This window comes from Streptococcus salivarius, assembly GCF_002094975.1.
GTDB classification, from domain to species: Bacteria; Bacillota; Bacilli; order Lactobacillales; family Streptococcaceae; genus Streptococcus; species Streptococcus salivarius_D.
The window spans coordinates 853,735-873,434 of record NZ_CP015283.1; the positions used below are offsets into that span (position 1 = coordinate 853,735).

15 protein-coding genes are annotated in these 19,700 nt (G+C 40.4%); 12 read left to right on the forward strand and 3 right to left on the reverse strand.

Annotated elements, in window-relative coordinates:
- Positions 1-93 precede the first annotated feature (93 nt).
- The 7 genes from rimP to V471_RS04505 all read left to right on the forward strand — a co-directional run bounded on the left by rimP (position 94) and on the right by V471_RS04505 (position 6,374).
- Entirely contained in the window at positions 94-567 is a 474-nt protein-coding gene (gene rimP / locus V471_RS04475; RefSeq protein ID WP_002883745.1) for a ribosome maturation factor RimP, read from the forward strand.
- A gap of 65 nt (positions 568-632) precedes the next feature.
- The gene (nusA, locus tag V471_RS04480; RefSeq protein ID WP_002886615.1) at positions 633-1,832 is read left to right on the forward strand and encodes a transcription termination factor NusA; all 1,200 of its coding nucleotides are present in this window, start codon (positions 633-635) and stop codon (positions 1,830-1,832) included.
- Positions 1,833-1,852: 20 nt separating this feature from the next.
- Positions 1,853-2,149, forward strand: a complete 297-nt coding sequence (rnpM, locus tag V471_RS04485) for an RNase P modulator RnpM (RefSeq protein ID WP_002883779.1) — start codon at positions 1,853-1,855, stop codon at positions 2,147-2,149.
- On the forward strand, positions 2,142-2,444 hold the full coding sequence (locus tag V471_RS04490; RefSeq protein WP_002883776.1) for a YlxQ-related RNA-binding protein: 303 nt from the start codon (positions 2,142-2,144) through the stop codon (positions 2,442-2,444). The genes rnpM and V471_RS04490 overlap by 8 nt, the downstream gene beginning before the upstream one ends.
- 18 nt (positions 2,445-2,462) lie before the next feature.
- Positions 2,463-5,297, forward strand: coding sequence for a translation initiation factor IF-2 (gene infB, locus V471_RS04495; RefSeq protein ID WP_045768763.1), 2,835 nt, complete (start codon positions 2,463-2,465; stop codon positions 5,295-5,297).
- A gap of 95 nt (positions 5,298-5,392) precedes the next feature.
- Positions 5,393-5,746 (forward strand): 30S ribosome-binding factor RbfA, encoded by a 354-nt coding sequence (gene rbfA / locus V471_RS04500; RefSeq protein WP_002883798.1) that lies wholly within the window; start codon positions 5,393-5,395, stop codon positions 5,744-5,746.
- 64 nt (positions 5,747-5,810) lie between these two features.
- The gene (locus tag V471_RS04505) at positions 5,811-6,374 is read left to right on the forward strand and encodes an LOG family protein (RefSeq protein WP_013990078.1); all 564 of its coding nucleotides are present in this window, start codon (positions 5,811-5,813) and stop codon (positions 6,372-6,374) included.
- Between the two features lie 76 nt (positions 6,375-6,450).
- Here the strand turns inward: V471_RS04505 and V471_RS04510 are convergent, their stop codons facing one another.
- A complete protein-coding gene (locus tag V471_RS04510) occupies positions 6,451-7,896 on the reverse strand; it encodes a UDP-N-acetylmuramoyl-L-alanyl-D-glutamate--L-lysine ligase (protein WP_084871138.1) in 1,446 nt (481 codons plus the stop codon).
- 94 nt (positions 7,897-7,990) lie between these two features.
- Between V471_RS04510 and V471_RS04515 the strand changes: the two genes are divergently transcribed.
- From V471_RS04515 to V471_RS04530, 4 genes are all read left to right on the forward strand, one after another.
- On the forward strand, positions 7,991-9,622 hold the full coding sequence (locus tag V471_RS04515; RefSeq protein WP_002886619.1) for a putative polysaccharide biosynthesis protein: 1,632 nt from the start codon (positions 7,991-7,993) through the stop codon (positions 9,620-9,622).
- A gap of 116 nt (positions 9,623-9,738) precedes the next feature.
- On the forward strand, positions 9,739-12,519 hold the full coding sequence (locus V471_RS04520) for a cation-translocating P-type ATPase (RefSeq protein ID WP_084871139.1): 2,781 nt from the start codon (positions 9,739-9,741) through the stop codon (positions 12,517-12,519).
- 293 nt (positions 12,520-12,812) lie between these two features.
- Positions 12,813-13,907: a cystathionine gamma-synthase gene (locus tag V471_RS04525; RefSeq protein ID WP_002886623.1), complete on the forward strand. Its 1,095-nt coding sequence runs from the start codon at positions 12,813-12,815 to the stop codon at positions 13,905-13,907.
- 10 nt (positions 13,908-13,917) lie between these two features.
- A complete protein-coding gene (locus V471_RS04530) occupies positions 13,918-15,081 on the forward strand; it encodes a MalY/PatB family protein (RefSeq protein ID WP_002886624.1) in 1,164 nt (387 codons plus the stop codon).
- Here V471_RS04530 and V471_RS04535 read toward each other — a convergent pair.
- Together V471_RS04535 and V471_RS04540 are read right to left on the reverse strand one after the other, a co-directional pair.
- Entirely contained in the window at positions 15,050-16,549 is a 1,500-nt protein-coding gene (locus V471_RS04535) for an IS1182-like element ISSth2 family transposase (protein WP_084871140.1), read from the reverse strand. The two genes, V471_RS04530 and V471_RS04535, sit on opposite strands and share 32 nt — an antisense overlap.
- A gap of 131 nt (positions 16,550-16,680) precedes the next feature.
- On the reverse strand, positions 16,681-18,402 hold the full coding sequence (locus tag V471_RS04540; RefSeq protein WP_002886625.1) for a glycoside hydrolase family protein: 1,722 nt from the start codon (positions 18,400-18,402) through the stop codon (positions 16,681-16,683).
- A 152-nt stretch (positions 18,403-18,554) separates the two neighbouring features.
- Between V471_RS04540 and V471_RS04545 the strand changes: the two genes are divergently transcribed.
- Complete coding sequence (locus V471_RS04545) at positions 18,555-19,574, forward strand: IS30-like element IS1139 family transposase (RefSeq protein ID WP_171021848.1); 1,020 nt, start codon at positions 18,555-18,557, stop codon at positions 19,572-19,574.
- Positions 19,575-19,700: the final 126 nt, after the last annotated feature.

The following is a 19,700-nucleotide window of genomic DNA, read 5'->3' on the forward strand; positions in this document are numbered from 1 at the left end:
TGCAATGGCTTTTGAGCTATGCTATAATATAGGAAGATAACGAAAGAGAGGCGGAGTAGAAACTTCGTCTCTTGTGTGTGTAAGGAGGTCATAATGTCGCAAAAAATTATTGATCTCGTGACGGCAGTCGTAGCTCCAGCTATTCCTGAGCCATACGAACTGGTCGATATCGAGTACGAAAAGCTTGGCGGTGACTATGTCTTGTCAGTTTTGATTGATAAGCCAGGAGGTATTACTGTAGAAGATACTGCAGACTTGACTGAAATTATCAGTCCCCTCTTGGATACTATTCAGCCTGATCCTTTCCCGGATCAATACATGCTGGAAGTTTCTAGTCCAGGGTTAGAGCGTCCCTTAAAAACCAAAGAAGCTTTGACAAATGCTGTTGGTCAATATATCAATGTTAGTCTTTACAAGGCTATTGATAAGATCAAGATTTTCCAAGGTGACTTGGTGGCCTTTGATGGGGAAACCCTAACAATTGATTACCTTGATAAGACTCGCCATAAAACTGTTGAGATTCCCTATCAAACAGTTGCTAAAGCTCGTTTGGCAGTCAAACTCTAAAACTCTTAGTGTAAATAAAGAAAGGATGCCAGTTTTAGCCTTTAGAGGCTAAAACAACAAAGAATATGAGCAAAGAAATGCTAGAAGCCTTCCGTGTCTTGGAAGAAGAAAAACACATTAACAAGGAAGATATCATCGATGCTGTGGTTGAATCGCTTAAGTCAGCCTACAAGCGTCGTTATGGTCAGTCAGAATCAGCTGTAGTTGAATTCAATGAAAAAACAGGTGATTTTCAAGTTTATACTGTTCGTGAAGTTGTAGATGAAGTCTTTGATAGTCGTTTGGAAATTAGCTTGAAAGATGCCCTTGCTATCAGCTCTGCCTACGAGCTTGGTGACAAGATTCGTTTTGAAGAGTCAGTCGATGAATTTGGCCGTGTCGCAGCGCAATCTGCCAAACAAACCATTATGGAAAAGATGCGCAAGCAGATGCGTGAAATTACTTATAATGACTATAAGCAACATGAAGGTGAAATCATGCAAGGAACAGTTGAACGTTTTGACCAACGTTTCATTTATGTGAATCTTGGAACGCTCGAAGCTCAATTGTCACGCCAAGACCAAATTCCTGGCGAAAGCTTTAAGTCACACGACGTCATCGATGTTTATGTTTATAAAGTTGAAAACAACCCTAAAGGTGTTAACGTCTTTGTAAGCCGTAGCCATCCAGAATTCATCAAACGTATCATGGAACAAGAAATTCCTGAAGTATTTGATGGAACTGTAGAGATCATGAGCGTGTCTCGTGAAGCTGGTGATCGTACCAAAGTTGCTGTTCGCAGTCATAACCCTAACGTTGATGCTATTGGTACTATCGTTGGTCGTGGTGGAAGCAACATCAAGAAAGTTGTCAGCCGTTTCCACCCAACACGTTTGGATGCTAAGACGGGAATTGAAGTTCCTGTTGAGGAAAATATTGACGTTATTCAATGGGTTGAAGATCCAGCTGAATTTATCTACAATGCTATTGCACCGGCTGAAGTGGACTATGTTCTCTTTGACGAAGATGATAGCAAACGTGCGACAGTAGTTGTACCAGATAACAAATTATCTCTTGCAATTGGTCGTCGTGGACAAAACGTTCGTTTGGCAGCTCATTTGACTGGTTACCGTATTGACATCAAGTCAGCTTCTGAATATGAAGCACTCGAAGCTGAAAAAGCTGAGGCTGCTACTGAGGAAGTTGTTGACGAGATTGTTGCAGAAGATGCTACACCTGTTGAAGTCACAACAGAAGAAGTAACTGAAACAACAGAAGCAGAATAAGAAGAACATAGAGGTGTTTGATGGCTAAAACACGAAAAATACCTTTACGCAAATCAGTTGTCTCAGGAGAAATCATTGATAAACGTGATTTGCTCCGCATTGTAAAAACTAAAGATGGTGAGATTTTCATTGATCCAACAGGAAAGAAAAATGGCCGAGGTGCTTACATTAAATTAGATAATGAAGAAGCTCTCCAAGCTAAAAAGAAACGTGCTTTTAACCATAGTTTCTCCATGGATGTTCCTGAAAGTTTTTATGATGAACTCATTGCTTATGTGGATCACAAGGTCAAAAGAAGAGAGTTAGGTCTTGAATAACACAGAAAAATTGTCAAATATGTTGGGACTAGCACAAAGAGCTGGAAAGCTTATTTCTGGCGAAGAACTTGTCATCAAGGCAGTTCAATCAGGACAGGCGAGACTAGTTTTTCTTGCCAATGATGCTGGTAGTAACGTGACTAAAAAGACGACTGATAAATGTAACTACTATAATATAGAAGTCTCCACAGTGTTTAACGCACTGGAATTAAGCATGGCTATTGGTAAACCAAGAAAAACGGTTGCTGTAGTTGATGCTGGATTTTCAAAGAAAATGAGGACTCTTATGGACTAAAGAATAGGAGGACATCACGTGTCAAAGAAACGATTATATGAAATCGCAAAAGAGGTTGGTGTAGAAAGTAAGGTTGTTGTTGCGAAAGCTCAAGAACTTGGTCTTTCTGTGAAGAGCCATTCCTCATCAGTTGAAGAAGCTGATGCTAATCGTATCACTTCAAGTTTAAAAGGGGGAACAGCTAAGGCTGAAAGCAAGCCAGCTCCTAAAGCGACACCAACTCCTAAAGAGGAAAAGGTAGCGCCTAAGGTTGATAAGGTACCTGTTGCCAAATCAGCTCCAGCTAAAGAAACATCAAAGGCTGAAGTCAAAGAAGCCCCTGCGACTCCGAAAAAACCACAAAGCCGTAATTTTAAGGCAGAACGTGAAGCACGTGCCAAGGCAGAAGCAGAGCGTCGTCAAAACGGCGGAGGCCGTGACAACCGTAATCGTAACCGAAATCAACAAGGGAACGATCAAGGTAAACGTCAGAATAATGATCGTCGCAACCAAAATGGAAATGGTCAAGGCAACCGTAATAATGGGAACCGCGGTAACAATAGTAATCGTGACCGTAATTTCCAAGGTAAACAGCGCAATGATCAAGGTCGAAATAAACGTAACGATGCTGCCCGTAACAATCAGGCAGGACCACGTATTGACTTTAAAGCGCGTGCAGCAGCCTTGAAAGCAGAGCAAAATGCAGAATATTCACGTCAAAGTGAAACACGCTTCCGTGAAGAAAAAGCTGCAGAGCAACGCCGTGCGAAAGAGCAAGAAAAGGCAAGAAAAGAAAAACAACAGGCTGAAGTCGCTGCTCAAAAAGCAGTTGCTGAAGCTAAGCCAGCTCCCAAACCAGCACCGGTTGCTCAACCAGCTCCAGCTGCGCAAGCACAAGATACACGTCGTAAAAAGGCACGTCCAGATAAATCACGTGATAATCGTCGCGAGAATGAAGATGGACCTAAGCAAACAAGAAATAATAAGTGGAATAATCAAAACCAAGTGAGAAATCAACGAAATAGTAACTGGAATAAAAACAAAAATAAAAAAGGTAAAAATAACCGTGGTAATTCAGCTCCAAAACCAGTAACAGAGCGTAAATTCCATGAATTACCAAAAGAATTTGAATACACTGAAGGCATGACGGTTGCAGAAATCGCAAAACGTATTAAACGTGAGCCAGCTGAAATCGTTAAGAAACTCTTCATGATGGGCGTTATGGCAACTCAAAACCAATCTCTTGATGGGGATACTATTGAGTTGTTGATGGTTGACTACGGTATTGAGGCAACCAAGAAAGAAGAAGTCGATAATGCTGATATCGAACGTTTCTTTGTTGACGAAGACTACCTCAATAAAGATGCTATGGTAGAACGTGCACCAGTTGTTACTATCATGGGACACGTTGACCATGGTAAAACAACCCTTCTTGATACCCTTCGTAACTCACGTGTTGCGACTGGAGAAGCTGGTGGTATCACACAGCATATTGGTGCCTACCAAATTGAAGAGGGTGGTAAGAAAATCACCTTCCTTGATACTCCAGGACACGCGGCCTTTACATCTATGCGTGCCCGTGGTGCTTCTGTTACAGATATTACTATCTTGATTGTCGCTGCGGATGACGGTGTTATGCCACAAACTATTGAAGCCATCAACCACTCTAAGGCTGCTGGTGTTCCAATCATTGTTGCGATTAACAAGATTGATAAACCAGGTGCTAACCCAGAGCGTGTAATCGGTGAATTGGCTGAACATGGCGTTATCTCAACTGCATGGGGTGGCGATAGCGAATTCGTTGAAATTTCAGCGAAGTTTGGTCAAAACATTGAAGAGTTACTTGAAACAGTTCTTCTTGTGGCTGAAGTGGAAGAACTTAAAGCTGACCCAACAGTTCGTGCCATCGGTACCGTTATTGAAGCGCGTTTGGATAAAGGTAAAGGTGCGGTTGCAACCCTCCTTGTTCAACAAGGTACCTTGCATGTTCAAGACCCAATCGTTGTTGGTAATACCTTCGGACGTGTCCGTGCTATGACCAATGACCTTGGTCGTCGTATTAAGACTGCAGCACCATCAACACCAGTTTCAATTACTGGTTTGAACGAAGCGCCTATGGCGGGTGACCATTTTGCCGTTTATGAAGACGAAAAAGCAGCTCGTGCAGCTGGTGAAGAACGTGCTAAACGTGCCCTTATGAAACAACGTCAACAAACACATCGTGTTAGTCTTGATAACCTCTTTGATACCCTTAAAGCTGGTGAATTGAAGACTGTTAATGTTATCATCAAGGCCGACGTACAAGGTTCTGTTGAAGCCTTGGCAGCATCACTTCTTAAGATTGATGTTGAGGGTGTTCGTGTTAATGTTGTTCACTCAGCAGTAGGTGCTATCAACGAATCTGATATTACTCTTGCGGAAGCTTCAGATGCTGTTGTTATCGGATTTAACGTTCGTCCTACACCACAAGCACGTCAACAAGCGGAAACTGATGAAGTTGAAATTCGTCTTCACAGCATCATCTACAAGGTTATCGAAGAAATCGAAGATGCCATGAAAGGGATGCTTGATCCTGAATTTGAAGAAAAAGTCATTGGTGAAGCTATTATCCGTGAAACCTTCAAGGTTTCTAAAGTCGGAACAATCGGTGGGTTCATGGTTACTAGTGGTAAAATCACTCGTGACTCAAGTGCCCGTGTGATTCGTGATGGTGTCGTTATTTTTGATGGTAAATTGGCAAGCTTGAAACACTTTAAAGATGACGTTAAAGAAGTCGGAAACGCTCAAGAGGGTGGTTTGATGATTGAAAACTATAACGATATTAAAGTTGATGACGTTATCGAAGCTTACATTATGGAAGAAATTAAACGTTAATTTTGTTAGCTTTTAAGAAAGCTTACTTAGGAGACAAAGCTAGGTCATCTGGCCTGGCTTTTGTTCCATCATAATAAGAGAGAAAGGATAAGACTATGGGAAATTCATTTCGTGTAGACCGTGTTGGTATGGAAATCAAACGTGAGGTCAATGAAATTCTTCAAAAGAAAGTTCGTGACCCACGTGTGCAAGATGTCACTATCACAGATGTGCAAATGCTAGGCGATTTGTCAGCTGCTAAGATTTTTTACACTATTCATTCAACCTTGGCCTCAGATAACCAAAAAGCACAAACTGGTCTTGAAAAGGCTACTGGGACAATCAAGCGTGAACTTGGTAAAAAATTGACCATGTATAAGATTCCGGATTTGACCTTCATTAAGGATGAGTCTATCGAATACGGTAATAAAATTGATGAAATGCTTCGTAATTTGGAGCGTAAAGACTAAGAAAAAATTCCTGTCAGTTATGGCAGGAATTTTGCGTTATAATAGAATAAAAAGGAGGACTTCAATGAAAATAACGGTCTATTTGGGAGCTAATATGGGTGACAGTCCTAGCTTTAAGAAAGCAACAATTGCCTTGGGTCAGTGGATTGCTAAAAATGGGCATACTCTAGTCTATGGTGGCAGTAAGATGGGACTTATGGGAGTTCTTGGTGATACGATTTTGGAAAATGGTGGACAGGCTCATGGGATTATGCCACAATTCCTCAAAGATAGGGAGATAGCTTATGAGGGGTTAACCTCAATGACAATAGTAGAAACTATGGCAGAACGAAAGACTGCTATGCTAGAGCAAGGAGATCTCTTTATCGCACTTCCAGGAGGTCTAGGGACACTGGAAGAAATCTCTGAAGCTATTGCAGCTGCTCGAGTCGGTAAGTTGGACAAACCCTGTGTTTTCTTCAATCTCAATGGCTATTATGATGCTATGAAAATGATGTTAGATACCATGGTTACTCATGATTTTTTGGAGGCTGAAACAGCAGCAAAATTCCTCTTTACAGATGATTTTTCAGAAATTGAAGCTTTCGTCCAGTCTTATGAACCACCTCAATTGAGACGTTATCGGTAGTATTGCTTTAATTTGTAAAAATGAGATGAATTAAAAAGATTCAATGACACATCATTGAATCTTTTTAATTAAATCTTTACAAATATTTCTTAGCGACTTCAATATCGCCAGCATAGTTATCACGTTTACCATTTACGATCTGGAAGGCATCAGCACCTTTACCAGCGATAACCACAGCGTCTTTAGAGTCTGTAGTCTCAGACATTGCTGTTTTGATTGCTTCCTCTCGATCGACAATGATACGAACCTCGCGACTGATGTGGCTAGCAATTTCCTGACAGATAGCAAGAGGATCTTCCTTGTTAGGATCATCAGCTGTTAGGATGACATCAACATCAGGGTAGGTATTGAGGACATGTCCAAAGTCTTTACGACGACTTTCACCCTTATTTCCAGGAGCCCCTAGAATTAGGCTAATATGGCCATCTTGATGGCTAGTTACGACTTGTAAGAGCTTATCTAGGCTATCTCCATTGTGAGCATAGTCAACAAATATCTTAGCCCCATTAGTTTGGGTTAGAACCTCCATACGCCCTGGAACAGAAGTTTGAGCGATTCCTTTCTTGATGTCTTGAAGGCTAGCTCCGAGACGTAGGCAGGCCAGACCAGCAGCCATGGCATTGTCCTGGTTAAAGTCACCGATGAGTTGGATATCATAGTCACCGGCTAATTTCCCACTTGCCTTAAAGCTAAAACCTGAGCCATGTTTAACAGCATTGTCGGAGTTTTTACCATAGAAGTCATGCTCTTTATCCGCAACTTCCTCAGCGATAAAAGCAAAGTGATCCATACCGCTATTGACGATAACAACTCGACTGTTTTCCAAGAGGAGACGCTTATGGTAGAAGTAGTCTTCAAAGGTTGGGTGTTCAATAGGCCCAATATGGTCTGGGCTGATGTTAAGAAAGACACCTACATCAAAAGTCAATCCATAGACACGCTTAGTCAGATAGGCTTGACTTGAGACTTCCATAATCAGATGGGTCATGCCATTAGCAACAGCTTCAGCCATCATACGGAAAAGGTCCAAACTCTCAGGTGTTGTTAAGGTAGACTTGAAGAAGTTTTTTCCGTCTAATGTCGTGTTCATGGTTGAAAGCATAGCAGGTTTATGACTTTGCTTGAGAATATTGAAGGCAAAGTAGGCTGCTGTTGTTTTCCCTTTTGTCCCAGTAAAAGCCAGTAATTTAAGCTTGTCTTGAGGGTATTGGTAGAAGGCCTGAGCAACGAGGCTCATAGCCTGCTTAATATCTGATACGATAATGGCAGGTATTCCCACTTGATAATCTTTCTCAGCCACGTAGAAACTCAAGCCAGCTTTGACAGCATTCTCTAAAAATTCAGGCTTGAAAGCAGCTCCTTTGGCAAAGAAGAGGGACGATGGTGTGACATCACGACTATCATAAGAAAGATGATCAAAAGTCACCCCAGTCCATGAATAGTAGTAGTTGTCTTGGTCGATAATATCTCTAAAATTATGGTCCTTTTTAAGAACCTTTAGAACTTGTTCAATAGTAATCATAGTTCCTATTTTAGCCTTAATGTTCTTGTTTTACAAGTCACAGCCAAAAGTTTATAATAAACTAGATTATATTTTATTCTCTAGAAAGAAAGTTATGACTGAAACTAAAACTGATACACAGCAGCAGCAGATGCTAAGAGGGACGGCATGGATGACAGCATCCAATATTATCAGTCGTCTATTAGGGGCACTTTACATTATTCCTTGGTATGCTTGGATGGGTAAACAAGGTGACCAAGCCAATGCCCTCTTTGGTCAAGGGTATAATATTTATGCTCTTTTCCTCTTGATTTCAACAGCAGGTATTCCAGTCGCGATTGCCAAACAGGTGTCTAAATACAACACACTTGGAAAGATGGAGACGAGTTTCTTCTTGCTCAAGCGTATCTTGTATTACATGATTGGTCTCGGACTGATTTTTGGTGTTTTCATGTACTTTGCTTCGCCGTGGATGTCTTACCTTTCTGGGGGAGACGAAGATCTGGTTCGCGTCATGCGTAGCCTTTCTTGGGCGGTTGTTATTTTCCCATCTATGTCTGTCTTACGAGGCTTTTTCCAAGGCTTTAACAACATGAAGCCTTATGCCTTAAGTCAGATTGCGGAACAGATTATCCGTGTTATTTGGATGCTGTTGGCGACCTTCTTCATCATGAAAATTGGGACAGGCGATTATGTGACAGCAGTTGTCCAATCGACTTTTGCCGCTTTTATCGGTATGTTGGCTAGTTATGGAGTGCTTTTCTTCTACCTTTGGAAGGAGGGGAAACTCAAGAGTCTTTTTGGCAAGCAGGCTGTTCATCCGGATATCAATCCAACTGCAATTGTTATTGAAACCTTTAAGGAAGCTGTCCCTTTTATTATCACTGGATCTGCTATTCAGCTTTTCCAACTGATTGATCAATGGACCTTTATCCGTACTATGGAGAAGTTTACAAGCTATAGTAACAGTCAACTTCAGGTTCTCTATGCTTACTTGTCTTCAAACCCAAGTAAGATTACCATGATTTTGATTGCCGTTGCTCTTTCTATTGCCGGGGTTGGGATTCCACTCTTGACGGAAAATATGGTTAAGAAAGATCTTAAGGGAGCGGCTAAACTGATTATCAATAACTTACAGTTGCTTTTGCTCTTTATTGTTCCTGCCATTGTAGGATCAGTGATTTTAGCTAAACCACTTTATACAGTCTTTTATGGTGCGCCAGATAGTCAGGCCTACTTGCTCTTTGTAGCCAGTCTGATTCAAGTTATTTTCTTGGCCTTGTATAGCGTTTTAGCACCAATGCTTCAGGCAATCTTTGAAACCCGTAAAGCTATCAACTATTTTGCGATTGGGGTTTTAGTTAAGGCAATCCTACAGTTACCATTGATTATTTTCCTAGGAGCCCTTGGCCCGGTTATTTCAACAGCCATCGGTTTAGGTGTTCCGATTGCTCTCATGTATAATCACCTCCACACTGTTACGCACTTTAGTCGTAAGACAGTGTTTAGAAAAGCCTTGCTCATCTGCATCCTTACAGTGCTCATGGCTATTCCAGTTGCGGTCTTCTATTGGTTGTTCCAGTTTGTACTGTCACCAACAAGCCGTATGGGTAGTGTGATTTACTTGGTCATTGGAGGAGGCCTTGGAATCGGTGTCTATGGCGTTCTTGCTCTTGTAACTCGTATGGCTGACCAATTGCTTGGTGCCCGAGCAGCTAGCCTACGTGCTAAATTACATATTAAATAAAATCTAAACCAAGTCATGTGGCTTGGTTTTTTTCTTTTCAACCTTTTCTGAAAAAGGAGTATAATAGGGGTGAAAAAATGAAATCGTTTTAATGATTTAGAATCGAGGAAAGGATTATGGTTGATTCTAGACAAGAACATATAAAATTAGGGGCCTATCCTCCCGAACAAGTTTACCAAGTCTTGCAGACAAGCACTCAAGGTTTGAGCTTACAAGAGGTTAAGGAGAGGCAGGCGACGTATGGCCCTAACCAATTGAAGGAAAGTAAAAAGGAGCCTATTTGGTTGGTCTTTTTCAGGCATTTTACTAGTCTTATGGCGCTCTTATTGTGGGTTGGTGGCTTTATCGCTATGCTTTCTCATAGTTTAGAGTTGGGGATTGCAATCTGGTTGGTCAACATTATTAATGGTCTCTTTAGCTTTATTCAAGAATATAGGGCAAGTCAGGCTACGGCAGCTCTTAACAAGCTTCTTCCATCCTATGCGCGAGTTCTTCGTGATGGTAAGGAGGATAAGATTCTAGCTCAGGACTTGGTACCAGGTGACTTGGTTTTCATTGAAGAAGGGGACCGTATTTCTGCAGATGGACGCTTGGTCGCTGTGACAGATTTGCAGGTTAACCAGTCTGCCCTCACTGGTGAGTCTAATCCTATATATAAGTCAGATCAAGCGGATTTGACTCCTGACAAGACTGAGTTAGAGTATGACAATATGGTGTTTGCAGGAACTACTGTCTCTTCTGGTTCTGGACATTTTATAGTATCTGCTATCGGGATGAAAACTGAGTTTGGACAGATTGCGGATTTGACACAGAATCTTGCTCAGGAAAAGAGTCCCCTTCAGAAGGAATTGGACCATTTGACTAAACAGATTTCAGTTATTGCGGTGTCTGTAGGTCTCTTCTTTATGGTCGCAGCGACTCTATTAGTCCATCAGCCTTTGTCTCAAGCCTTTATTTTTGCATTGGGGATGATTGTGGCCTTTATTCCTGAGGGGCTTCTTCCCACAGTTACTCTATCTTTAGCCATGGCCGTTCAGCGCATGGCTAAGGACCATGCTTTGGTTAAGAAGCTGTCTTCGGTTGAGACGTTGGGAGCAACTTCTGTTATTTGTTCAGATAAAACAGGAACTTTGACGCAAAATGCCATGACGGTTAACCATCTGTGGACCTTGTCAGACAGTTATGAGGTGACTGGGCTGGGTTATGCATCAGAAGGACAGATTGAGCAGGAAGGGCAACCTGTTTCTCTTAAAGAAAATGAGCTTCTTAATCGTTTGGTCCGATTCTCTCATTTGGCTAGTAATGCTCAAGTTGTGGCCCCTAGTGTTGATAATCCCAATTTTACAATTTTAGGTGATCCAACTGAGGCTTGTCTTAATGTTCTCGCTGAAAAAGCCGGAATTAATTTAAATGACAATCATATTTGGGCCCCTCGTATCAAGGAGATTCCCTTTGATTCTGATCGTAAACGGATGACGACAGTGCATAAGCTTGAAGCAGGATTGGATGGCAGTCATCATATCTCTATCACCAAAGGTGCTCCTAAAGAAGTGATGGAGCTTTGCTCGGACTACTATGATAATCAAGGGATGATTACATCATTGACGGCTACGGAGCGTCAGGCTATCCTTGCAGCTAACGACCAGTTTGCCCGAGATGGTTTACGTGTTTTGGCTGTGGCTTATAGACCTTTAGACAGTGAGCATGTTGGAGAAGACAAGTGGGACATGCAGACCTTGGAGGACAATATGGTCTTTCTAGGCTTGGTTGCCATGAGTGATCCGCCACGTCAGGGTGTGCGTGAAGCCATTGAAAAATGCCATAGAGCTAGTATTCGTATTATCATGGTGACAGGTGATTATGGTTTGACAGCTCTTAGCATTGCCAAGAAAATCGGAATTGTACAAGGGGACGATGCACGTGTTGTTTCAGGCCTTGAACTAGCTGATATGGATGACAATCAGCTTAAAGAAGCTCTTAAAGGCGAAATCGTTTTTGCTCGTGTAGCACCTGAACAAAAATACCGTGTGGTCAATGCCCTTCAAGAACTTGGCGAAGTTGTCGCTGTTACTGGTGATGGTGTTAATGATGCCCCTGCCCTTAAAAAAGCTGATATCGGTGTAGCTATGGGGGTATCAGGAACTGATGTTGCCAAGGAATCTGCAGATATGATCTTAACAGATGATCATTTTGCTTCTATTGTTCATGCTGTCGAAGAAGGTCGTGCAGTTTATAGAAATATTCAAAAATTCCTGACTTATATTTTTAATTCCAACACGCCAGAAGCCGTACCCTCTGCTTTCTTCTTGTTCTCTTTGGGACGCATACCTCTTCCCTTAACGGTTATGCAAATCCTAGCCATCGACCTGGGAACAGATATGATGCCTGCTTTGGGGCTGGGGGTTGAACCACCTGAAGAGGGCGTTATGGACAGACCACCAAGACGTCTTTCGGATCGCTTGCTCAATCGACAATTATTGATTAAGGCTTTTGTCTGGTATGGACTGATTGAAGCAGCCTTAGCGATGGGGGCTTTCTTCCTTAATTATTGGGTTAATCAAGGTAACTTAAACCATTTGGCCAGTTCAGGTCCTCTCTATCGAGAGGCAACTACCATGACATTAGGAGCTATTATCTTTACCCAAATTGGTATGGCTATGAATAGTCGTAAAGGTAGAGGGTCTATATTCCAAGTTAAACCATTTGCTAATCGGATTATTAGCTTAGGGATTGTTTTAGAAATTGTTCTCTTTATCATCCTGTCTTACGTGCCTTTCTTCCACACGCTATTTAACACTGCACCTATTGGACTTGATGATTGGCTCTATTTACTTGCTTGTCCGTTTGTTATTATGGCTTTGGAAGAAATCAGATATCGCTTATTTGATAAAAAGTAAGTCAGTAGCTTACTTCGGATTGCAGCGAGACTTTTAAATCATTTCTTAGTGCTTGAAACTATGATGTTTCAGGCACTTTTTGATGCTTGAAAACCTATTTTTGACAATCTCAAAAATTGGGCTTATTTTAAATTAGAGTCAGTATCTATCTGTCTTTTTAGGTTATAGAAATAAACTATAACTAACTATCAAGAATCCGTATGATGAACTTACCATTATTTTCAGAAAATAGTGATAAAATAGAGGTCATAGATATGGAGTATATCCACTTTACCATGTAGAAAGGGCGCATTATGACACAAGAATATCAATTAGAAACCATTTTGGCACACGCAGGAATCAATTCGGATGAAGCAACAGGAGCCTTGGCTTCACCAATTCATTTTTCAACAACTTACCAACATCCAAAATTTGGCCATTCTACTGGTTTTGACTATACACGAACTAAAAATCCAACACGCGCAACAGTGGAAAAAACACTTGCAGCTATTGAAAAAGCAGATTATGCTATTGCGACAAGTTCAGGGATGAGCGCCATTGTTTTGGCCTTTGAAATTTTCCCAGTAGGTAGCAAGGTTGTAGCTGCGCGTGACCTTTACGGAGGTTCTTTCCGTTGGTTTAATGACAAGGAAAAAGAAGGGCGTTTCTTTTTTGAATACACAAATACAGAAGATGAGATGATCGCGGCTATTACAGATGATACCGATATTGTCTACATCGAAACACCGACAAACCCACTCATGATTGAGTTTGATATTGAAAAAGTGACCAAAATTGCTCATGACAAAGGTGCAGTAGTTATTGTTGATAATACTTTCTATAGCCCAATCTATCAAACACCGATTACTCAAGGGGCTGATATCGTTGTACATTCAGCTACTAAATACCTATCAGGTCATAATGATGTTTTGGCTGGTGTTGTTGTGACCAGCAATCAAGAATTCTACGATAAACTTTATTATAACCTCAATACGACTGGTCCTACCTTGTCACCATTTGATAGCTATATGCTTATGCGTGGTCTTAAGACTTTAAAACTTCGTATGGAGGCATCAACAGCCAATGCTCAAGAAGTTGTAGCTTTCTTAGAAAAGTCACCAGCTGTTAAGGAAGTCCTCTATCCAGGTAAGGGTGGTATGATTTCCTTCAAAGTGGCTAATCAAGACAAGATTCCTACCATTATCAATTCCCTAAAGGTCTTTACCTTTGCGGAGAGTCTAGGTGGTGTCGAAAGCTTGATTACCTACCCAACGACACAAACTCACGCAGATATTCCAAGTGATGTGCGTGCTTCCTATGGTTTGACAGACGACTTGCTTCGTCTTTCAATTGGTATTGAAGCAGCACAAGATTTGATTGCTGACTTGGAAAATGCCCTTAGTCTTTAAGGAGTTATCTATGACACGTTATGATTTTACAACACAACCAAATCGCTTGGATCAAAATACCATGAAATGGCACGAAGCCGAAAGCAATCCAGAACTACTTGAGCTTTGGGTTGCCGATATGGACTTCCTACCTGTTCCTGAGATTAGGGATGCAGTTATCAACTATGCTGAGACACATATTTTTGGTTATCCTTATCCAAGTGAAGAGCTTTATCAGTCCATCATTAATTGGGAAAAAAATCAACACGGTTACGCCGTTGATAAAGAGAGTATTGTTCTCATTGAAGGTGTTGTTCCAGCCATTTCAACGGCTATTCAAGCCTTTACCAAAGAAGGTGATGCTGTTCTCATCAATACACCAGTTTATCCACCTTTTGCTCGTTCTGTCCGCTTGAATAATCGTCGGTTGATTGAAAATAGTCTTGTTAAGGTTAATGGCCATTTCGAAATTGATTTTGAACAATTGGAACGTGATATCGTCGAGAATGATGTTAAACTTTATGTTTTCTGTAGCCCACATAACCCAGGTGGGCGTGTCTGGACCAAAGAAGAATTGACTAAGGTGGCAGATTTGTGCCAGAAGCATGGTGTCCTCTTGATATCTGATGAAATCCACCAAGACTTAGCCCTATATGGGAATAAGCACATCTCTATGAATACAATTTCAGATGCTTACAAGGACTTTACCTTGGTGCTTAGTTCGGCTACTAAAACCTTTAATATTGCTGGTACCAAAAACAGTTTTACTATCATTGAAAATGAAGACTTACGTAAAGCCTTTAAACAAAAGCAATTGGCAAATAATCAACATGAAATTCCAACCATTGGTTTGATTACCACCCAAGCAGCTCTCACCTACGGGAAACCTTGGTTAGAGGAATTGAAAACTGTCTTTGAAACTAATATTGACCTTTTGACCAAGGAACTTAGTGAAAAGACTAATATCAAGGTCATGAAACCTGAGGGAACTTACTTGGTTTGGCTTGATTTTTCAGCTTATAATCAAGACCATAATGAACTTGGACGTTTGCTTAAAGAAGAAGCCAAGGTAGTGCTAAATGACGGTATTACTTTTGGTTCCGAAGGGGAAAAACATTTCCGCTTTAACGTAGCTACGCCAACTACAGTTGTTGCAGAAGGAGTTAAACGTCTCGTTTCTGTCTTTGGAAAATAATAAAAGTGATGCGAACAGCATCACTTTCAGAATGAAGACAAACATCGTTTTTGATGTTTGTCTTTTTTATATTCTTACCTAATTCTCCTATAATCCAATAATATTGAGATATTTGGGTAAAATTATAGGTCTTTCCTGTCATCATTTTTACCAATTTTTTGATATTTAGACACGCTAAAGTAAGCCCAACCTTATCTTCCATTTTGGACTTTCCTTTTTCTCTGGTATAACGTAAGTTATGATATTCTTTAGCTGTTCCGAATAACCGTTCTATCGTTTCTTTACGGTGTTGATACCGTTCTTTCATACCACTTTGATGGCGAATATCTTCACAGACTTCTAGGGCATCTTTCCAAATATGACGCACAACAACTTTTTGGTTCTGGCGACTTTCTGTACAAATAGCTAACAAGGGACAGGTCTTACAAATTTTAGGATTACTTTTATACTCTCGATAACCTTCACGTGTGGTTGTACGATAAGTTAACACCTTGTTCTCTGGACAAAGATAACAATCAAAATGCTCGTCATAGACAAAGTCTTTTGGACGTAAAAAATCTTTCTTACCTCTTGGTCTAGTGTAAGGGAAAACTGGTGTAATCCCTTTTTCTAGAAGAAACTTGGCAATACTAGGTGTTTTATAGCCTGAATCCGCAATAATGAATTCAGGAGAGAATGGTTCTAGTTTGACAAAAAGAGCAGAGAAAGCCTGACTATCATGGATGTTTCCTGCTTCAACCGTATAAGCTAAGGCCCAACCGTGTTTATCACAAGCTACTTGAGCATTGTAAGCGAAGACTTCCTTATGTTCCCCCTTATGAAACCAACCACTGTCTGGGTCTGTCGTTGATTGTTTCTTAGGTTTAGCCTCGCTTTTTTTGGCGGGCTTTAAGAGCTTTTTTGCGTGTTTTCTCCTATCTAAATTAATCTCAATCTCCAGTTGTTCACTCATGAATTTAGCTTTTTGATCAATAACAACAGTTTTGTACTTATGATTATTAGCAGCTGCCTTGATATGGGTCCCATCAATGAAGATTTCTGAGGGATCAATGAGCCCCGCTTCCAAAACATGATGAAGCACATGACTAAAAATGTGTGCTAACACTTCCTTGTTTTGAAAGCGTCGGCTATAGTTCTTACCGTAAGTTGTAAAATGAGGCACCTTATCGTTCAGAGATAAGCCAAGAAACCAACGGTAAGCCGTATTCACCTCAATATCTTTAATGGTTTGGCGCATAGAACGAATGCCATAAAAACATTGAATCAACGGAATTTTAACTAATAAAACGGGGTCTAGACTAGGGCGACCATTATCCGAGGAATAACTATCTTCGACAAGATCATAAATAAAAGAGAAATCAATCGTTTCCTCGACTTTTCTTAGAAAATGGTCTTTAGGCACAAGTTCATCAAGCGTATAGAATCCTACTTGACGTCGATTGTATTCGGGATTTTCTTTGTGAAACATAGGAACACCTCATCAAATACCTTTTTCTTTTATTATACTCCTTCAAAGCAAGAAAAGTCCCCAGAAGTATAACTTCTGAGGACTTTGTCTTCAATCTGAAAGTGATGCGAACAGCATCACTTTTATTATTGTTATGAGTGTACATCGTAAATTTTCAAGTTTAATAGAAGATCTTTCTGAGTGGAGAAAACTTTGACATCCTGCTTGCCAGAGGTATTAAATCTGGCTAGAGTGTAGGTTTGGCCATTGGGAAAGAAGATTTCCAAGCTACGATTGTCTGTAATAAGCGTTATAGTGATATTATCAGTTTCCTTATAGTGACTGTCAGCTTTATAACCTTGACCGTTACCCAAGAGTCCATCGTAATAGTAAGAAGAGGCAGTTTGACTACCATCCATGCTGTTATTCAGTTCGGCAGCATAGGCAGAGACCTGATAGGTACCACTTGTTATTTGGTAGGCGATTTTAACGTAATCAGAGCCTTGCCAGATATCAATGTAGATATAGCCTCCTTCTTTCTTAATATTTGAAAAATGCAGTTGGTAATACCCTGCACTATTTTTTCCAGCAAGATCAAGAAGGCCATTAGCATTTTGATTGTGACTTTTATCAATCCAAGGTTTTCTATTGTCACTAGTGAGTGGTCTTTGACTTGAAATGTTGCCATTTTGATTTTTGAGGGTTAATTGTTCATTCTTATAAAGGGGAGTGGACTGAATAATATTGTTCTTATCTAGCTGTAGCTGTCTGGGTGTAGCGTAAAAACCGATAGTTTTTAGAAAATCACTCTTGGGCTCTTGGTCACTGTGAATGCCTGACGTGAAGTAATTCCAATTACCAACCCAGCCAAGACTGATAAGGTTATGATTGCTTTCTTCAATTCGATCGCTTCCAGTGAAGTTAGCGCCATAATAGTCTGAGCCTTGATCTAAGCGTTTTGTTTCTGTATCTGCAATAAATAAGCCGTTACCATCTAAATGCCCTACAGTATAGTAGGTTCCAGTTGTTTCGCCTGAAGCTGTATCCTTAGCTCCAAAAAAGAGAACTTGCTTGTCCTGACCGTCGGTTGTTGTCATTGTTTTGAGAACGGGACACTCGATAGGAGCATTGTCCTGCCACTTACGACCCTTAAAAAATGTTTCGGGTAGGATTTTGGAGACTCCCTTGCTATCTGCTTTGTTCCAGTTGATGCCATCTTGAGATTGATAAACACCTAGTGCGTCACCTTCAGCGACATACATGAGTAATTTGTCTTTGAAGTGGAAGACATAAGGATCGCGGAAGTCTTTACCGTTATAGGATTGTTCCTTTGTCAATAAAGGTTTACCATCTTTTAAGGCATTAGTAAAGCTAGCTCCCTTGTCATTTGATGCACTAGCATAGATTGCTTGGCTTCCATCATCCGTGAGTCCAGTAAAATAGGCGACAGGTTCTTCGTTTTGGATATCAGAAATCCCCTGACTATCTGTGACTACACTACCTGTCCAAGCAGAATGCCATCCTTCTTTAGAGTCGCCACCCTTTGATGGTATAGCAGTCTCTTGTTTACTATAGGTGATAAAATCTTTAGTCGTTGTATGTGTCCAATCTTGACCGTTGGGTCCAAAAGGATCAGTAGCCCCATCCACAGAGTGTAGAAAATAGATATCATAGTAATTTTTTTCTTGATTCCATACGATAGTCTGTAGGTCGTTAGACCATCCTTTATGAGATGCTAGATGAAAGGTTTGACTCACAGAAGCCTTATTTGTTTTTGGAGAAGGATTGTTAACGTTCTCATTTTTCATTATAAAAACAAAAAATAAGATTAAAAAAGCAATAATAAAAATTAGAGAAGGATATTTTGATTCCATATAGTAATATTTCCTGATTAAATTGCATGTTTTTATAGTTATTATTTTAACAAAAAAATAGTTTTTGCCCTATTGTAAAATGAAGTGCAACACAAAAGACATGTTCATCTGATATACTAGAGTTGCGAAAAACAGTATAAAGGAAGATGAACATGTCCACTAATTATTCTACCACAAATCAATCATACAAGCACTTATCTGAAGCTGAGCGAGGGGAAATTGAAGCTTATTTAAGCGTAGGACTCAAACCTGCTGAGATTGCTCGTAGACTAGGGAGAAATCGCTCTACTATTACTCGTGAAATTAATCGTGGTTCCATAACACAAGTGAAAAAAGTAAATGGGCAAAAGGTCTATTACCAACACTATTATGCAGATGCTGCTCATAACCGTTATCGTCATGCTAGAGAAGCCAGCTATTATTTGAAACTGGATTCCGTATCGGATGACTTTCTGAGAGCATTTACAGAAGCAATGAGAGAGAAACCAAGGGTGCATAGCGTGGATACCTTTGTTCATACCTATAGACTCCAACATGTAGATGCAGTTGTTCCTTCAACCAAGACGCTCTATAACTATATCCATCAAGGATTGTTAGAGATTAAGGTCATTGATTTGCCAAGAGCAGTGCGGATCCGTAAGAAATTTACCAAGCGCCCCTCTACCAAGAAACATCTAGGAAAGTCAATTGAAGAAAGGCCAGAAGAAATCAATAATCGTTCCCGTTTTGGAGATTGGGAAATCGATTCTGTTCTGGGTGGAAAGACAATAGGAGAACCTTCTATTCTAACCTTGGTAGAACGACAAACACGCTATGCTGTCACAAAGAAACTCGTGGAAAAGAAAGCAGAGTATGTCAATCAAGCAGTCTTAGAGTGTATGAAACTTTATCCCATTAAGTCCATAACTGCAGATAATGGAAACGAATTTTCATCATTGAGTAAGATAGAGGGATTAGATGTTTATTTTGCACATGCCTATTCATCTTATGAACGAGGTACAAATGAGAATTTCAATGGACTACTAAGAGAGTTCATTCCGAAGGGGTGTTCGTTAAAAGAACTAAATCAGAATCTTTTAGAGGACTATACAAAGGCTATCAATGAAAGACCTAGACGAATTCATGGCTATCAGTCCGCAAAAAAGCTGTTTGAGCTAACTCAAACAGCTTGAAAGATACTCACTTAATCAGAGGAACATCTTTGTTGCACTTGACTTGACAATTAGGGAAAAATAGTTTTTTACAAAAAATATCAATTTGTCATTAAAAAAAGATTGGAATTTAGATAAAAAAATGAT

Coding starts and splice junctions, on each gene's coding strand:
- rimP (WP_002883745.1), top strand. CDS start 94: ATGTCGCAAAAAATTATTGATCTCGTGACGGCAGTCGTAGCTCCAGCT.
- nusA (WP_002886615.1), top strand. CDS start 633: ATGAGCAAAGAAATGCTAGAAGCCTTCCGTGTCTTGGAAGAAGAAAAA.
- rnpM (WP_002883779.1), top strand. CDS start 1,853: ATGGCTAAAACACGAAAAATACCTTTACGCAAATCAGTTGTCTCAGGA.
- rbfA (WP_002883798.1), top strand. CDS start 5,393: ATGGGAAATTCATTTCGTGTAGACCGTGTTGGTATGGAAATCAAACGT.
- V471_RS04505 (WP_013990078.1), top strand. CDS start 5,811: ATGAAAATAACGGTCTATTTGGGAGCTAATATGGGTGACAGTCCTAGC.
- V471_RS04510 (WP_084871138.1), bottom strand. CDS start 7,896: ATGATTACTATTGAACAAGTTCTAAAGGTTCTTAAAAAGGACCATAAT.
- V471_RS04515 (WP_002886619.1), top strand. CDS start 7,991: ATGACTGAAACTAAAACTGATACACAGCAGCAGCAGATGCTAAGAGGG.
- V471_RS04520 (WP_084871139.1), top strand. CDS start 9,739: ATGGTTGATTCTAGACAAGAACATATAAAATTAGGGGCCTATCCTCCC.
- V471_RS04525 (WP_002886623.1), top strand. CDS start 12,813: ATGACACAAGAATATCAATTAGAAACCATTTTGGCACACGCAGGAATC.
- V471_RS04530 (WP_002886624.1), top strand. CDS start 13,918: ATGACACGTTATGATTTTACAACACAACCAAATCGCTTGGATCAAAAT.
- V471_RS04535 (WP_084871140.1), bottom strand. CDS start 16,549: ATGTTTCACAAAGAAAATCCCGAATACAATCGACGTCAAGTAGGATTC.
- V471_RS04540 (WP_002886625.1), bottom strand. CDS start 18,402: ATGGAATCAAAATATCCTTCTCTAATTTTTATTATTGCTTTTTTAATC.
- V471_RS04545 (WP_171021848.1), top strand. CDS start 18,555: ATGTCCACTAATTATTCTACCACAAATCAATCATACAAGCACTTATCT.